The sequence below is a fragment of the Streptomyces sp. NPDC030814 genome, assembly GCF_055572155.1.
Genome location: NZ_JBVIDX010000010.1, coordinates 141,152 through 157,278, shown reverse-complemented (window position 1 = coordinate 157,278; position 16,127 = coordinate 141,152). Strand labels below are relative to the sequence as shown.

At 69.4% G+C, this 16,127-nt stretch carries 10 protein-coding genes and 1 pseudogene; 5 read left to right on the top strand and 6 right to left on the bottom strand.

Translation table 11 applies throughout. The features are described 5' to 3' along the window. Positions 1–72: 72 nt before the first annotated feature. The 4 genes from ACZ43N_RS22310 to ACZ43N_RS22295 all read right to left on the bottom strand — a co-directional run bounded on the left by ACZ43N_RS22310 (position 73) and on the right by ACZ43N_RS22295 (position 5,306). Positions 73–1,689 carry a glycerol-3-phosphate dehydrogenase/oxidase gene (locus ACZ43N_RS22310; protein WP_468099711.1) on the bottom strand — a complete coding sequence of 539 codons (1,617 nt, stop codon included), beginning with the start codon at positions 1,687–1,689 and terminating at the stop codon, positions 73–75. A gap of 53 nt (positions 1,690–1,742) precedes the next feature. Then, positions 1,743–3,281 carry a glycerol kinase GlpK gene (gene glpK / locus ACZ43N_RS22305; protein WP_468099709.1) on the bottom strand — a complete coding sequence of 513 codons (1,539 nt, stop codon included), beginning with the start codon at positions 3,279–3,281 and terminating at the stop codon, positions 1,743–1,745. A gap of 97 nt (positions 3,282–3,378) precedes the next feature. Next, positions 3,379–4,179, bottom strand: coding sequence for an MIP/aquaporin family protein (locus ACZ43N_RS22300; RefSeq protein ID WP_468099708.1), 801 nt, complete (start codon positions 4,177–4,179; stop codon positions 3,379–3,381). A gap of 362 nt (positions 4,180–4,541) precedes the next feature. Further along, the gene (locus ACZ43N_RS22295; RefSeq protein WP_468099707.1) at positions 4,542–5,306 is read right to left on the bottom strand and encodes an IclR family transcriptional regulator; all 765 of its coding nucleotides are present in this window, start codon (positions 5,304–5,306) and stop codon (positions 4,542–4,544) included. Positions 5,307–5,678: 372 nt separating this feature from the next. Here ACZ43N_RS22295 and metH point away from each other — a divergent pair, with 372 nt between their 5' ends. The 4 genes from metH (at position 5,679) to ACZ43N_RS22275 (ending at position 13,790) form a co-directional block, all read left to right on the top strand. Beyond that, complete coding sequence (gene metH / locus ACZ43N_RS22290; RefSeq protein WP_468099706.1) at positions 5,679–9,203, top strand: methionine synthase; 3,525 nt, start codon at positions 5,679–5,681, stop codon at positions 9,201–9,203. Between the two features lie 161 nt (positions 9,204–9,364). Continuing rightward, positions 9,365–10,060, top strand: coding sequence for an HAD family hydrolase (locus ACZ43N_RS22285; RefSeq protein ID WP_468099705.1), 696 nt, complete (start codon positions 9,365–9,367; stop codon positions 10,058–10,060). Positions 10,061–10,518: 458 nt separating this feature from the next. Continuing rightward, on the top strand, positions 10,519–12,123 hold the full coding sequence (locus tag ACZ43N_RS22280; RefSeq protein ID WP_468099703.1) for an ABC transporter substrate-binding protein: 1,605 nt from the start codon (positions 10,519–10,521) through the stop codon (positions 12,121–12,123). Positions 12,124–12,206: 83 nt separating this feature from the next. Beyond that, the gene (locus ACZ43N_RS22275) at positions 12,207–13,790 is read left to right on the top strand and encodes an ABC transporter substrate-binding protein (protein ID WP_468099701.1); all 1,584 of its coding nucleotides are present in this window, start codon (positions 12,207–12,209) and stop codon (positions 13,788–13,790) included. A 78-nt stretch (positions 13,791–13,868) separates the two neighbouring features. Here ACZ43N_RS22275 and ACZ43N_RS22270 read toward each other — a convergent pair whose 3' ends face one another. Beyond that, the gene (locus ACZ43N_RS22270; protein ID WP_468099700.1) at positions 13,869–14,540 is read right to left on the bottom strand and encodes a response regulator; all 672 of its coding nucleotides are present in this window, start codon (positions 14,538–14,540) and stop codon (positions 13,869–13,871) included. Positions 14,541–14,554: 14 nt separating this feature from the next. Next, the gene (locus tag ACZ43N_RS22265) at positions 14,555–15,478 is read right to left on the bottom strand and encodes a RecB family exonuclease (protein WP_468099698.1); all 924 of its coding nucleotides are present in this window, start codon (positions 15,476–15,478) and stop codon (positions 14,555–14,557) included. Positions 15,479–15,710: 232 nt separating this feature from the next. On the opposite strand from ACZ43N_RS22265, the pseudogene ACZ43N_RS22260 reads away from it, so the two are divergent. Next, positions 15,711–16,127 (top strand): annotated as a pseudogene (locus tag ACZ43N_RS22260) (hypothetical protein); the annotation flags it as partial.

The following is a 16,127-nucleotide window of genomic DNA, read 5'->3' as shown; positions in this document are numbered from 1 at the left end:
CCCAGAGCGGAAGGGGCCGTTTCCCGGCCGGTCCGGCCCCGGTCAGGGGAGAGGCCGGACCGGCAGGCGGGCCTACTTCTTGTCGAGCAGGTCCTGGACCTTCGCGCGGACCTCGTCCGTCGCCAGACCCCGGATGGTCAGCGTCGTCCGGCGACGCAGCACGTCGTCGGTCGTCTCGGCCCACTCGGTGTCGCGGGCGTACACGACCTGCGCCCAGATCTCCGGCGCGTCGGGGTGGACCCGCTCGGCCAGCTCGGGGTTCTCGTTCGCGAGGCGGGCGATGTCGAAGGCCAGCGAACCGTAGTGCGTGGCCAGGTGCCGCGCGGTGTCGGCACCCATGCGGGGGCCCGGTGCGGGGCGATCGGTGAGCAGCCGGTGGGCGACCGCCCGCGGGTTGGCGATACCCGGCAGCGGCAGCTTCCTCGGCAGCGTGGAGACCGGCTCGAAGTCCTCGCCCAGCGGGTGGCCCGGCAGGGTCTCCAGCTTCTTCATGATGGTGCGGCCGATGTGCCGGAACGTCGTCCACTTGCCGCCCGCGATGGACAGCATGCCGCCCCGGCCCTCGGTGACGACGGTCTCCCGCTTGGCCTTGGCGGTGTCGCCGGGGCCACCCGGCAGCACCCGCAGCCCGGCGAAGGCGTACGTGATCAGATCACGGTCGAGCTGCTGGTCCCGGACGGAGAACGCGGCCTCGTCCAGGATCTGGGCTATGTCCTTGTCGTTGACGGCGACGTCCGCCGGGTCGCCCTCGTACATCTCGTCCGTGGTGCCCAGCAGGAGCATGTCCTCCCAGGGCAGGGCGAACGTGATGCGGTACTTGTCGATCGGGGTGGCGAGCGCGGCCTTCCACGGGGAGGTCCGCTTCAGCACCAGGTGCGCGCCCTTGGACAGACGGATCGACGGAGCCGCGTTCGGGTCCTCCATACGGCGCAGGTGGTCGACCCACGGGCCGGTCGCGTTCAGCACCAGCCGGGCGCTCACGCCGAACTCGTCGCCGGAGAGCCGGTCGCGCAGTTCCGCACCCGTCACCCGGCCCTTGGTGAAGCGCAGCCCGGTGACCTCGGCGTGGTTCAGCACCACCGCGCCGGACTCGACGGCCGCGCGGACCGTCATCAGCGCCATCCGGGAGTCGTTCATCTGACCGTCGCCGTACACGGCCACGGCCTTCAGGTTCTCGGTGCGCAGCTCGGGCACGTCCTGCGCGGCCTTCGCCGGCGACAGCAGATGACCGACACCGTCACCGAAGGCCGACAGCGCGGAGTAGGCGAAGACGCCCGCCCCGAGCTTCGCCGCGCCGTGCGGCCCGCCCTTGTACACAGGGAGATAGAACGTGAGCGGGTTCGCCAGGTGGGGGGCCACCTGGCGGGAGACCGCACGGCGCTCGAAGTGGTTCTCCGCCACCAGCTTCACCGCGCCGGTCTGCAAATAGCGCAGACCGCCGTGGAGCAGCTTGGAGGAGGCGGAGGAGGTGGCGCCGGCGAAGTCGCCGGCGTCGACCAGCGCCACCCTGAGCCCGGACTGCGCGGCGTGCCAGGCGGTGGAGATGCCCAGGATGCCGCCGCCGATCACGAGGAGGTCGTACGACGCCTTGGAGAGCTGCTCCCGGGTCTCGGCGCGGCTCGGGTTCGAGCCGGACGCCGGGCGCGTCCCCAGGGCAGGCAGGGCTTGCAGGGTGGACTGACTGGTCATGTCGGGTTCTTACTCCTCATCAGAGCCGGTACCGGTGCCTTCGGGGTCCCGGCTCAGCTCTCGTCCTCGAGCCAGCCCATGGTCCGCTCGACGGCCTTGAGCCAGCTCTTGTACTCACGGTCGCGGGTGTCCGCGTCCATACGGGGGGTCCACTCGGCGGCCCGCCGCCAGTTGGCGCGCAGGTCGTCGGTGCTGGTCCAGAAGCCGACGGCGAGACCGGCGGCGTAGGCGGCGCCGAGGCAGGTCGTCTCGGCGACCATCGGACGGACCACGGGGGCGTCCAGGAAGTCCGAGAGGGTCTGCATCAGCAGGTTGTTGGAGGTCATGCCGCCGTCGACCTTGAGCGCGGTGAGCTCCACACCCGAGTCCTTGGTCATGGCGTCCGTGATCTCACGGGTCTGCCAGGCGGTCGCCTCCAGGACGGCACGCGCCAGGTGCGCCTTGGTGACGTACCGGGTGAGACCGGCGATCACACCGCGGGCGTCGGAGCGCCAGTACGGGGCGAACAGGCCGGAGAACGCCGGTACGAAGTACGCGCCGCCGTTGTCCTCGACCGAGAGCGCGAGGGTCTCGATCTCGGCGGCCGTGGAGATGAGCCCCATCTGGTCGCGCATCCACTGCACCAGCGAACCGGTGACGGCGATCGAGCCCTCCAGCGCGTACACCGGGGTCTCGTCACCGATGCGGTAGCCGACGGTGGTCAGCAGGCCCGAGTACGAGTTGATGATCTTCTCGCCGGTGTTCATCAGCATGAACGTGCCGGTGCCGTACGTGGACTTGGCCTCGCCCTCGGAGAAACAGGTCTGGCCGAACAGGGCCGCCTGCTGGTCGCCGAGCGCCGAGGCGACCGGGATGCCGCCCAGCAGGTCGCCGAGCTTGCCGCCGGTGATCTCGCCGTACACCTCGGCGGAGGAGCGGATCTCCGGGAGCATCGCCAGGGGCACGCCGATGGACTCGGCGATCTTCTCGTCCCACTCCAGGGTGTGGAGGTTCATCAGCATGGTGCGGGAGGCGTTGGTGACGTCGGTGTAGTGCTTGCCGCCGTTGACGCCACCGGTCAGGTTCCAGATGACCCAGGTGTCCATGGTGCCGAAGAGGATGTCGCCGGCCTCGGCGCGCTCCCGCAGGCCCTCCACGTTGTCCAGCAGCCAGCGGGCCTTCGGGCCGGCGAAGTACGAGGCCAGCGGCAGACCGGTCTCACGGCGGAAACGGTCCTGCCCGACGTTGCGGCCGAGCTCCTTGCAGAGGGCGTCGGTGCGGGTGTCCTGCCAGACGATGGCGTTGTGGACGGGCTCACCGGTGTTCTTGTCCCAGAGCAGCGTGGTCTCGCGCTGGTTGGTGATGCCGATGGCCTTGATGTCGTCACGGGTGATGCCGGCCTTCTGGATGGCTCCGGCGACGACTTCCTGGACGTTGGTCCAGATCTCGTTGGCGTTGTGCTCGACCCAGCCCGGCTTCGGGAAGATCTGCTCGTGCTCCTTCTGGTCGACGGAGACGATACGGCCGTCCCGGTCGAAGACGATGCAGCGGCTGGAGGTGGTGCCCTGGTCGATGGCGGCGATGAAGGGGCCGGCGGTGTGGGCGTCGGTCACGGTGTGCTCCTGAAGGTCAACTGGTCGAAGGTCGGTACGGACAGCGCGTGCCGGGTGTCGGGCGACACCTGCGGCTCGTCGCTCGTAGGCAGTCTTCTTAGGCGAACGCGACGTTGTAGATACCTGCGGCGATGGCGGCACCGATCAGCGGACCGACCACCGGGACCCAGGCGTAGCTCCAGTCGGAGCCGCCCTTGTTGGGCAGGGGCAGCAGGGCGTGCACGATACGCGGACCAAGGTCACGTGCCGGGTTGATCGCGTAACCGGTAGGGCCGCCGAGGGACAGACCGATCGAGACGACGACGAGCGAGGTGATCAGGGCACCGAGGGTGCCGAGGCCCTTGCCGCTGTCGTTGAGGCCCTGCGTGAGGACCGCGATGACCAGCACGACGGTGCCGATGACCTCGGTGGCGATGTTCTGTACCGCGTTGCGGATCTCGGGACCGGTGGAGAAGATGCCGAGCACGGGGCCGGCACCGGTCTCACGGGCCTCGACGGCCTTCGCGCTGCTGGTCTCCGCGCCCGGCCCCCCGACGATCTCCTTGTCGGTGAGGTGGGCGTGGAACTGGCCGTAGTAGGCGACCCACACCAGAGCGGCGCCGATCATCGCGCCGAGCAGCTGCCCGCCCCAGTAGGTGGGGACCTGGCTCCACTCGATGCCGTCCTCCTTCAGCGCGAGCGCGAGGGTCACGGCCGGGTTCAGATGGGCGCCGGAGAGGGGCGCGGAGGTGTAGACGGCCGTCAGAACGGCAAAACCCCACCCGAAGGTGATGGCGAGCCAACCGGCGTTACGGGCCTTGGAGGCCTTCAGAGTGACGGCCGCGCAGACGCCGCCGCCGAGCAGGATGAGTATGGCGGTACCGATGGTCTCGCCGATGAAGATGTCGGAGCTGGACACCCGCGACTCCTTTGTCCTTCGTCCAGGGGAAGGCGGACCCCGGGTCCCATTCCGGGTGTCCGCGCCCTCGGGGGTGAGAGCTGTGCCGGCCCTTGGCGTTGTCACACTCTAGCGTGTATTGCCGGTAGGTGTTCGACAATGCCGACCGATGGACGGGAGTCTTGCTGCGGTGTGAGTGCCTCGTCAAGGGTCCCGTTATCGAAAATCCGATCGTTATTGATCGAACTGCCCTGTCGATCTTGCGGGGGCTGCTATAGGCGCGCACCTGGAGGGCGTCACGGCTGCATACGGCGAGGGCCGGGACACCGACGGTGTCCCGGCCCTCGAAGGATCGGTGGGGCCCTACGGCGGCCCCGTTGCGGTCAGAAGCGGGCGGCGCCCAGGTCGCGCGAGACGGCGCGGGCGCAGTCACGCACCGCCGCGATCAGCTCGGGACGCAGTTCGCCGTCCCGGCGCAGCCGCTCCACGGCGCCCGTGATGCCGACCGCGCCGACGGGCATGCGCCGGCGGTCGTGGATGGGGGCCGCGATCGAGGCGACACCCTCCCAGGTCTCCTCCACGTCCGCCGCGTACCCACGGGCGCGGGTGAGGTCCAGGACGCCCTCGAACTCGTCCAGCTCGCACACGGTCCGCTCCGTGAACGCCTTGCGGTCGGCCTCCAGGACCTCGCTGTGCGCCACCGGGTCGTAGGCCGCGAGGACCTTGCCGAGAGCCGTGGAGTGCAGTGGCTGCATGGCCCCTATCTCCAGGACCTGCCGGCTGTCGTCGGGCCGGAAGACGTGGTGCACGATCAGCACGCCCCGCTGGTGCAGCACCCCCAGGTGGACGCTCTCGCCACTGGAACGGGCCAGGTCGTCCGTCCAGACCAGGGCCCGCGCCCGCAGTTCGTGGACGTCGAGATAGGTGGTCCCCAGGCGCAGCAGCTCGGCGCCCAGCTGATACCGCCCGGACGCGTCGTCCTGCTCGACGAAGCCCTCCTGCTGGAGGGTGCGCAGTATGCCGTGGGCGGTGCCTTTGGCGAGGCCCAGCGACGAGGCGATGTCCGACAGGCCGAGCCGTCGCTCGCCGCCCGCGAGCAACCGCAGCATCGCGGCCGCCCGTTCGAGCGACTGGATGTTCCGTGCCATCGCCGTCCTGCCTCCGTCCCCTTCGACCGCCGCACGCACATGAACTTCCAACGTTCGGCAATGTCGAACACTACCGGTCGTTGCCGACCTCTCGCTAATGGCCGGCAACACCTTTTCGGCCAAACGGCCCGAGCGGCGACTTTCCGGTGCCTGTCCGGTGTCCGCCCGGTGGGCGTCCCGTGGACGCCCGGTGTCCGAGTGGTGGTGGTGTTCGTTCGTCGTGGGAGTAAACCGCACTCGAACGCTCACGCCACGCCGGTCCGTCCCGTGGACGCCTCCTACCCTCCCCGGCGCTCCGGGCTACCCTGACGGCGTGCGCCTTCCGCGGGAAGACGCAAAGCCGACAGCCGTCGCATTCCAGGGAGCACCTTCATGGCCTCGTCGCCGAACCCGTCCCCTTCGTCCGCCGCCGCAGGCCGGGCCCGTTCCGACGCCCTGCGTGAAGCCCTCGCCACCCGTGTCGTGGTCGCCGACGGCGCGATGGGCACGATGCTCCAGGCACAGGAACCCACCCTGGACGACTTCCAGCAGCTGGAGGGCTGCAACGAAGTCCTGAACGTGACCCGCCCCGACATCGTCCGCTCGGTGCACGCCGCCTACTTCGAGACGGGCGTCGACTGCGTCGAGACCAACACCTTCGGCGCGAACCTCACCGCCCTCGGCGAGTACGACATCCCCGAGCGCGTCGCCGAGCTGTCCGAGGCCGGCGCCCGCATCGCCCGCGAGACCGCCGACGAGTTCGCCGCGCGCGACGGCCGGCAGCGCTGGGTCCTCGGCTCCATCGGCCCCGGCACCAAGCTGCCCACCCTCGGCCACACCACCTTCACCGCCATCCGCGACGCCTACCAGCAGAACGCCGAGGGCCTCCTCGCGGGCGGCGCCGACGCCCTGCTGGTGGAGACCACCCAGGACCTGCTTCAGACCAAGGCCTCCGTCCTCGCCGCCCGCCGGGCCATGGACACCGCCGGCTACGACGTCCCGCTGATCGTGTCGGTCACCGTGGAGACCACCGGCACGATGCTCCTCGGCTCCGAGATCGGCGCCGCGCTGACCGCGCTGGAGCCGCTGGGCATCGACATGATCGGCCTGAACTGCGCCACCGGCCCCGCCGAGATGAGCGAACACCTGCGCTATCTGTCGCGGCACTCCCGCGTCCGGCTCTCCTGTATGCCGAACGCCGGCCTGCCCGTGCTCACCAAGGACGGCGCCCACTACCCGCTGACCGCGCCCGAGCTGGCCGCCGCCCAGGAGAACTTCGTCCGCGAGTACGGCCTCTCCCTCATCGGCGGCTGCTGCGGCACCACCCCCGAGCACCTGCGCCAGGTCGTCGAACGCGTCCGCGACCTCACTCCGCCCGAGCGCGACCCCCGCCCCGAGCCGGGCGCCGCCTCCCTCTACCAGACCGTCCCGTTCCGCCAGGACACCTCGTACCTGGCCATCGGCGAGCGCACCAACGCCAACGGCTCGAAGAAGTTCCGCGAGGCCATGCTGGAGGGCCGCTGGGACGACTGCGTGGAGATGGCCCGCGACCAGATCCGTGAGGGCGCCCACATGCTCGACCTGTGCGTCGACTACGTGGGCCGCGACGGCGTCGCCGACATGGCCGAACTCGCCGGCCGCTTCGCCACCGCCTCCACCCTGCCCATCGTCCTCGACTCCACCGAGGTCGACGTCATCCAGGCCGGCCTCGAGAAGCTCGGCGGCCGCGCGGTCATCAACTCCGTCAACTACGAGGACGGCGACGGCCCCGAGTCCCGCTTCGCGAAGGTCACCCGTCTCGCCCAGGAGCACGGCGCCGCGCTGATCGCCCTGACCATCGACGAGGAGGGCCAGGCCCGCACCCCGGAGAAGAAGGTCGAGATCGCCGAACGGCTGATCGAGGACCTGACCGGCAACTGGGGCATCCACGAGTCGGACATCCTCATCGACACCCTGACCTTCACCATCTGCACCGGCCAGGAGGAGTCCCGCAAGGACGGCATCGCCACCATCGAGGCGATCCGCGAACTCAAGCGCCGCCACCCGGACGTCCAGACCACCCTCGGTCTGTCCAACATCTCCTTCGGCCTCAATCCGGCCGCCCGCATCCTCCTCAACTCCGTCTTCCTCGACGAGTGCGTCAAGGCCGGCCTCGACTCGGCGATCGTGCACGCCAGCAAGATCCTGCCGATCGCCCGCTTCGACGAGGAGCAGGTGCGAACGGCCCTCGACCTCATCTACGACCGTCGCGGCGAGGACTACGACCCGCTGCAGAAGCTGATGGCCCTGTTCGAGGGCGCCACGGCGAAGTCCCTGAAGGCGGGCAAGGCCGAGGAACTGGCCGCCCTGCCGCTGGAGGAGCGCCTCAAGCGCCGCATCATCGACGGCGAACGCAACGGCCTGGAGGCCGACCTCGACGAGGCGCTCCAGACCCGCCCGGCCCTCGACATCGTCAACGACACCCTCCTCGACGGCATGAAGGTCGTCGGCGAGCTCTTCGGCTCCGGCCAGATGCAGCTGCCGTTCGTCCTTCAGTCCGCCGAGGTCATGAAGGCCGCCGTCGCCCACCTCGAACCCCACATGGAGAAGTCCGAGGCCGAGGGCAAGGGCACCATCGTCCTCGCCACCGTCCGCGGCGACGTCCACGACATCGGCAAGAACCTCGTCGACATCATCCTGTCCAACAACGGCTACAACGTCGTCAACCTCGGTATCAAGCAGCCGGTCTCCGCGATCCTCGACGCCGCCGAGGAGCACCGCGCCGACGTCATCGGCATGTCCGGGCTCCTGGTCAAGTCCACGGTGATCATGAAGGAGAACCTGGAGGAGCTGAACCAGCGGGGCCTCGCCGCGGACTACCCCGTCATCCTCGGCGGCGCCGCCCTCACCCGCGCGTACGTCGAGCAGGACCTGCACGAGATCTACGAGGGCGAGGTCCGCTACGCCCGCGATGCCTTCGAGGGCCTGCGCCTGATGGACGCCCTCATCGGCGTCAAGCGCGGCGTTCCCGGCGCCAAGCTGCCCGAACTGAAGCAGCGTCGGGTCCGGGCCGCCACCGCCACGGTCGTCGAGGAGCGCCCCGAGGAGGGCCACGTCCGTTCCGACGTTGCCACCGACAACCCCGTGCCCACCCCGCCGTTCTGGGGCACCCGCGTCAGCAAGGGCATCCAGCTCAAGGAGTACGCCACCTGGCTGGACGAAGGGGCCCTGTTCAAGGGTCAGTGGGGACTCAAGCAGGCCCGCACCGGTGAGGGCCCCAGCTACGAGGAGCTCGTCGAGACCGAGGGCCGGCCCCGGCTGCGCGGCCTGCTGGACCGCCTCCAGACCGAGAACCTCCTCGAAGCGGCCGTCGTCCACGGCTACTTCCCCTGCGTCTCCAAGGACGACGACCTCATCATCCTCGACGACGCCGGCAACGAACGCACCCGCTTCTCCTTCCCCCGCCAGCGCCGCGGCCGACGACTGTGCCTCGCCGACTTCTTCCGCCCGGAGGAGTCCGGCGAGACCGATGTCGTCGGCCTCCAGGTCGTCACCGTCGGCTCCCGCATCGGCGAGGAGACCGCCAAGCTCTTCGAGTCCAACGCCTACCGCGACTACCTCGAACTCCACGGATTGTCCGTGCAGTTGGCCGAGGCGCTCGCCGAGTACTGGCACGCCCGGGTCCGTGCCGAGCTCGGTTTCGGCGCGGAGGACCCGGCGGCCATCGAGGACATGTTCGATCTCAAGTACCGGGGTGCCCGCTTCTCCCTGGGTTACGGAGCCTGCCCGAACCTGGAGGACCGCGCCAAGATCGCCGAGCTCCTCGAGCCCGAGCGCATCGGCGTCCAGCTCTCGGAGGAGTTCCAGCTCCACCCTGAGCAGTCCACCGACGCGATCGTGATCCACCACCCCGAGGCGAAGTACTTCAACGCGCGATAGCCCGCCGCGAGCACAGCGCCCGTCGTCGGGCACCGCGCCCGTCCTCGGGCCGGCCCTGGCGAAAGGCGCTTCCCCGCGCGGCGTCGTACACTGGTCGGTCCACCGCAGGCCGGTTCCCCACCCGGGAACCGGCCTGCTCGTCCCACAAGGAGGTGCGCCGGATGACCACGACGATCCCCGCGCTAGGAACCCGGACGGCCGAAGGCTCCGCCCTGCAGGCCGTGCTCCTCGACATGGACGGAACCCTGGTGGACACCGAGGGTTTCTGGTGGGACGTGGAGGTCGAGGTGTTCCGAGCTCTCGGCCACACCCTCGACGAGTCCTGGCGCCATGTCGTGGTCGGCGGCCCCATGAGCCGCAGCGCGGGCTTCCTCATCGAGGCCACCGGCGCCGACATCACCCTCGCCGACCTGTGCGTGCTGCTCAACGACGGCTTCGAGGACCGGATCGGACACGCCCTGCCGCTGATGCCGGGCGCGGCGAGACTCCTCGCCGAACTCGCCGCGCACGGTGTCCCCACCGCCCTGGTCTCCGCTTCCCACCGGCGCATCATCGACCGCGTCCTGACCTCCCTCGGCCCCCAGCACTTCGCCCTGACCGTCGCCGGCGACGAGGTGGAGCGGACCAAGCCGTTCCCCGACCCCTACCTCCTGGCCGCCGACGGGCTGGGCGCAGACCCGGTCCGGTGCGCGGTCATCGAGGACACCGCGACCGGTGTCGCGGCTGCCGAGGCGGCGGGCTGCCACGTCGTCGCCGTGCCCTCCGTGGCACCCATCACCCCCGCCGCCCGACGCACCGTCGTGACCTCGCTGGAAGAGGTCGACCTGCCATTCCTGCACGGTCTGATGACGATCTGATGACGGCCTGACGACGGAAATACGTTCACGCGTGCACCCAGCGTGAACAATTGAAAGCGCAAATAAAATCCGAGATCATTCACGCCCTCCCGGCAGCCGGAATTCAGCCCGGAGAAAACCGAATTCCCGCCACTGGGAAGCCCCTTCACGCTGTGACGTTTACCACTCGGGCCCGCCCTCGACGGCCGGATCCGGTCCGGCCAAACCCCGCTTACAGGGGCGTTTGACACGCCCATGTGTCCCGATTGGTGAAGGGTGCACCAAACATTCCGCCGACGCCCTCATCCGTGCGTCCACACCCGGTTCCACAGCGTGAGGGGAACTCAACTCCGGTGCGCGCGGGCCCCTTACACAAGGCGGGCTAATCTCGACGCGGAAACATCGCCGTACCGCCCGAGACGCGCCCGCACCACCCCGCCGGCACCCGTCCCGGAATTGAGCTCTGGAGAAGTTCGAGCATGAACCGCAAGACCCTGGTGCTGCCGGCCGTCATCGGCCTGCTCGCCCCGGTGATCGCCGCCTGCGGCGTCACCGACGACGCGAGCAGCGACGGCGACGCGATAGTCGTCGGCACCACCGACCGGTTCACCGCCTCGAAGGGCGCCCCGGCCCCGATCGACCCGGCCTACGCCTACGACGTCGGCACCTGGAACATCCTCCGCCAGACCGTCCAGACCCTTCTCGTCCAGCCGGATGGCGACGGCGAACCGGAGCCCGAGGCCGCCTCCCGCTGCGGCTTCACCGACTCCGGCAGCGAGCGCTACGTCTGCACCCTGCGCGACGGCCTCAAGTTCGCCGATGGCAGCCCGATCACCGCCGAGGACGTCAAGTTCTCCATCGACCGCGCCCGCTCCATCAAGGCCGACAGCGGTGTCTTCGCCCTGTTGTCCACCATCGACCTCGTCGAGACCAAGGGCGACAAGCAGGTCATCTTCCACCTCAACGGCCCCGACGCCACTCTCCCGTACAAGCTGTCCACCCCCGTCGCCGGCATCGTCAACCCCGCCGACTACGCCAAGGACAAGCTCCGCGACGGCTTCACGGTCGACGGCTCCGGCCCCTACACCCTGGACGCCGAGGTCGAGAACAACGAGCTCGTCAAGGCCGTCTTCACCAAGAACCCCCACTACAGGGGGCACTTGGACCCGAAGAGCGACCAGGTCGAACTGCGGTCCTTCACCGACGCCGACGCCATGGGCAGCGCCTTCGAGGACGGCGACATCGACCTGATGACCCGGACCATGACACCGGCTCAGATCGAGAAGTACTCCGCGTCCGGGGACAGCGACATCGACCTCGTCGAGTCCCCCGGCCTGGAGATCCGCTACCTCGCCTTCAACACCGAGGCCTCCCCGGTCAGGAACACCGCCGTCCGCCGGGCCATCGCCCAGCTCGTCGACCGCGGCGCACTCGTCTCCAAGGTCTACGGCTCCAAGTCCGAGCCCCTCTTCTCCATCGTCCCGGCAGGCATCACCGGCCACTCCAACTCGTTCTTCAACAAGTACGGCGAACCCAGCGTCTCCAAGGCCACCTCGATCCTGAAGCAGGCCGGCATCACCACCCCGGTCAAGCTGACCCTGCACTACACCACCGACCACTACGGCGCCGCCACGAAGACCGAGTTCGAGGTCCTGAAGAAGCAGCTCGACGCCAGTGGCCTGTTCGACGTCACCATCAAGGGCGCGCCCTGGTCCACGTTCCGCCCCGCCGAACAGGAAGGCGAGTACGCCGTCTACGGCATGGGCTGGTTCCCGGACTTCCCGGACGCCGACAACTACCTCGCGCCCTTCCTCGACAAGGACAACTTCCTCAACTCGCCGTACGACAACAGCGAGATCCGCAGCAAGCTGATCCCCGAGTCCCGCCGCGAGGCCGACCGGCTGACCGCCTCCGACAGCCTCACCGGCATCCAGGACATCGTTGCCGACGACGTGCCGATCCTCCCGCTGTGGCAGGGCAAGCAGTACGTCGCCGCCCGCGACGACGTCACCGGTGCCGAGTACGCCGTCAACTCCGCCTCCACCCTGCAGCTGTGGCAGCTCGGCAGAGGCATCGGCGACTGACCGTCACCTTTCACCCCGCGCACCGGATCCTGGGGGAGTCCGGCGCGTTCAAGACACCCGACGACGACACAAGGCACTTACACGTGAACATGCGCACCCAGTGGTCCGTCCTGACCATCGCGACAGGGCTGGCCGCCGGCCTGCTGACCGGCTGCGGATCCGAATCCGGGGGGACCGGGGACTCCGGCTCCAACGTGGTGCTGGGGATGTCCGACGACGTCCTGGCCACCGACCCCGCCTCCGGCTACGACCCGGGGTCCTGGCTCCTCTTCAACAACGTCTTCCAGTCCCTGTTGAGCTTCCCCAACGGCGCCACCGAACCCGAGCCGGACCTCGCCGAGGAGTGCTCCTTCGCCGGTTCCAAGACCACGGTCTACGAGTGCACCCTGAAGAAGGGCCTGAAGTTCAGCAACGGTGAGGCCCTCACCGCCGAGGACGTCAAGTTCTCCTTCGACCGCATGCTGAAGATCAACGACGACGCCGGCCCGGCAATCATGTTCCCCATGCTCGACGACGTCGAGACGCCGAACGACACCACCGTCCGCTTCAACCTCAAGTACGCCGACGCCACCTTCCCCAGCAAGATCGCCTCCGCCGCCGGCGCCATCGTCGACAAGAGCTCCTACGACGCCGACGGCCTCCGCAAGGACGGCGAAGCGGTCGGCTCCGGCCCCTACAAGCTGGAGTCCTTCGGCGAGGACCAGGCCGTCTTCGCCGTCAACGAGAACTACAAGGGCCCCGCGGACATCGAGAACGAGGGCATCACCCTCAAGTTCTTCCACGGCAAGCAGGACGCCCTGAAGAAAGCACTCCTGGAGGGCGAGGTCGACGTCGCCTTCCGCGGCCTCAGCGCCGGAGCCATCTCCGACATCGAGACCGACACCTCCACCGCCAGCGGCGTCGAACTCGTCGACGGCACCGGGGCCGAGGTCCAGCACCTGGTCTTCAACATGAACGACCCGGTCACCGGCAAGATCGGCGTCCGCCGCGCCATCGCCCACCTCCTCGACCGCGAGGCCCTCGTGGGCGAGGTCTACCAGGGCACCGCCACCCCGCTGTACTCGATCGTCCCGGCCGGCATCACCGGTCACAACACCGCCTTCTTCGACACCTACGGCGCCCGACCCTCCAAGGCCAAGGCCGAGGCTGCCCTGCGCGCCGACGGCATCACCGACAAGGTCGAACTCACCCTCTGGTCCACGCCGTCCCGCTACGGCCCCTCCACCGACCAGGAGCTGGAGGCCATCGCCAAGCAGCTCAACGACAGCGGCCTGTTCGACGCCAAGGTCAAGTCGGTCGAGTTCGCCCAGTACGAGAAGGACATAGCCGCCGGCAAGTACGGCCTCTACGTCAAGGGCTGGGTCCCCGACTACCCGGACCCGGACAACTTCACCAGCCCCTTCTTCGGCAAGGGCAATGTCCTCGACAACAACTACTCCAACAAGACCATCACCGGTGAGCTCCTGCCGAACACCGCCGCCGAGAGCGACCGCTCCGCCACCGAGCAGGAATACGCCGAGCTGCAGAACATCGTCGCCGAAGAGGTCCCCCTCCTCCCCGTGTGGCAGGCCAAGCAGTACGCCGTCATCCGCGACAACGTCTACGGCCTCGAGTACTGCCTCGACGCGTCCACCGTGTTCCGCTTCTGGGAGATCAGCAAGGGCTGACACCCGCCCCGTAACACCCGAGGGCGCCCCCTTCGCCATGAAGGGGGCGCCCTCGGCGCGTAGTTGACACGGCTTCGGCTACTGGGCCCCCGGGCGCACCAGCCCGCTCTCATACGCGTACACCGCCGCCTGCACCCGGTCACGCAGCCCCAACTTGGTGAGCACATGCCCCACATGCGTCTTCACCGTGGTCTCGCTGACGAACAGGTCGGCGGCGATCTCCGCGTTCGACAGACCCCGCGCCACCAGCTTCAGCACCTCGACCTCACGGTCGGTCAGCGTGTGCAGCGTGTCCGGCACCGGCTCGTCCCCCGACGGCAGATGCACCGCGTATTTGTCCAGCAGCCGACGCGTGATGCTCGGCGCCAGCATCGCCTCACCACCCGCGACCACCCGGATCGCCTGTACCAGCTCGGTGGCCGGAGCGTCCTTCAACAGGAACCCGCTGGCCCCCGCCCGCAACGCCTCCACCACATACTCGTCCAGATCGAACGTGGTCAGCACCAGCACCTTCGCCGGACCGTCCCGCCCGGGGCCGGTGATCTGACGGGTCGCCTCCACTCCGTCCATCCGGGGCATACGGATGTCCATCAGAACCACATCGGGCTGCAACGCCCGCACCTGGTCGAGCGCCTGCAGGCCGTCTCCGGCCTCCCCGACGACCGCCAGGTCCTGCTCCGCCTCCAGAATCATCCGGAAGCCGGTACGCAGCAGCGGCTGGTCATCGACCAGTAGGACGCGGATGGCCACGAAAGTCTCCTTCGCTAGTCCGGGCCCATTCTGCCCTGCGCCTCCGCGCCAGACTCCGGCGACCTCACCTGCAGGGGATACGGCGGGGGAGTACCACCGAATTCCGGACACACCGCCTGGTGGTCGCACCAGCCGCACAGCTTCGTCGGCCGCGGCCGCCACTCACCGGTCTCCGTGGCCACCCGGATCGCCTCCCACAACGCGAGCAGCTTGCGCTCCACCCGCTCCAGATCCGCCATCACCGGGTCGTACGTCAGCACATCACCACTGCCCAGATACACCAGCTGCAGCCGACGCGGCACCACCCGCTTCAGCCGCCACACCACCAGCGCGTAGAACTTCATCTGGAACAGCGCGCCCTCGGTGTACTCGGGCCGCGGCGCCTTCCCCGTCTTGTAGTCGACGATCCGCACCTCACCCGTCGGCGCCACGTCCACCCGGTCGATGATCCCGCGCAGCCTGAGCCCCGACTCCAGCTCCGCCTCCACGAACAACTCCCGCTCGACCGGCTCCAACCTGGTCGGGTCCTCCAGCGTGAACCAGCGCTCCACCAGCCGCTCGGCCTCCGCCAGCCAGCCCGCGAGCCGCTCGCCCTCCGGGTCGTCCGCGAACAGCTCCCCGACCTCCGGCCTGGTCTCCCGCAGCCGGTCCCACTGCCCCGGCACCAACGACCTGGCCTTCGGCGCCGTCCGCTCCGCCGCCGGCGCGTCGAACAACCGCTCAAGCACCGCGTGCACCAGGGTGCCCCGCGTCGCCGCCTCGCTCGGCTTCTCCGGCAACCGGTCGATCACCCGGAACCGGTACAGCAGCGGACACTGCATGAAGTCACTGGCCCGCGAGGGCGACAACGAGGCCGGGGGCGCCGCCTCCCGCACGGGGCGCCCGCCGCCTTCGCCGCCGGAGGGGTCCGTGCCGGTGCCGTCGGTGCTGGTTTCCATGACCACAGACCATACGGCCCACCACTGACAGTGACCGCCACGGGTCCGTCGACGACGGACGCCGCCCGCCCCGCACGCCCGGGCCCACGTCGAGGCCCGTGTGCCTCGTGCGACGCGGGGAAAACTGAGGGGGTGCCGGGGCGGAACCCATGACGGTGACCGCATAGCATCGACCACAGACCCTTCCGCCCCCCGACACGGGCGCGGAAGACGCTTCGAACGAGGGGACATCGTGGAGACGAGCGGCGGGAGCGGACAGCCGCGGTCCGGCAACGAGGCGACCGAACACACGGACGGCGACGTGACCCACACCGCCGTCACCGCCCCCACCGACCCTGCCGAGCCGACGGCCCCGGGGGACAGCGGCGCCCATCGCGAGCCGCATGCCCCGGAGGGCACCGAGCAGCCGAGGCCCACGCCCACCGAGGCCCCGAACATCACCGGCGAGGCCGGGAAGCCCGGTGAGCCGACCGGTTCCGAGCGACCCGAGGACACGGGCCGATCCGAGGACGCGGGCCGGGACACGGGCCCGTCCGAGGACACCGAGCACGCGGACGCCCCCGGCCGTCCGGAACGCCCCGAAACCCCCGAGAACCCCGCACGGCCAAAGGCCCCCAGGGCCGCCGGCCACTCCGAGCAGCCGGACGCC

Coding starts and splice junctions, on each gene's coding strand:
- ACZ43N_RS22310 (WP_468099711.1), bottom strand. CDS start 1,689: ATGACCAGTCAGTCCACCCTGCAAGCCCTGCCTGCCCTGGGGACGCGC.
- ACZ43N_RS22295 (WP_468099707.1), bottom strand. CDS start 5,306: ATGGCACGGAACATCCAGTCGCTCGAACGGGCGGCCGCGATGCTGCGG.
- metH (WP_468099706.1), top strand. CDS start 5,679: ATGGCCTCGTCGCCGAACCCGTCCCCTTCGTCCGCCGCCGCAGGCCGG.
- ACZ43N_RS22285 (WP_468099705.1), top strand. CDS start 9,365: ATGACCACGACGATCCCCGCGCTAGGAACCCGGACGGCCGAAGGCTCC.
- ACZ43N_RS22280 (WP_468099703.1), top strand. CDS start 10,519: ATGAACCGCAAGACCCTGGTGCTGCCGGCCGTCATCGGCCTGCTCGCC.
- ACZ43N_RS22265 (WP_468099698.1), bottom strand. CDS start 15,478: ATGGAAACCAGCACCGACGGCACCGGCACGGACCCCTCCGGCGGCGAA.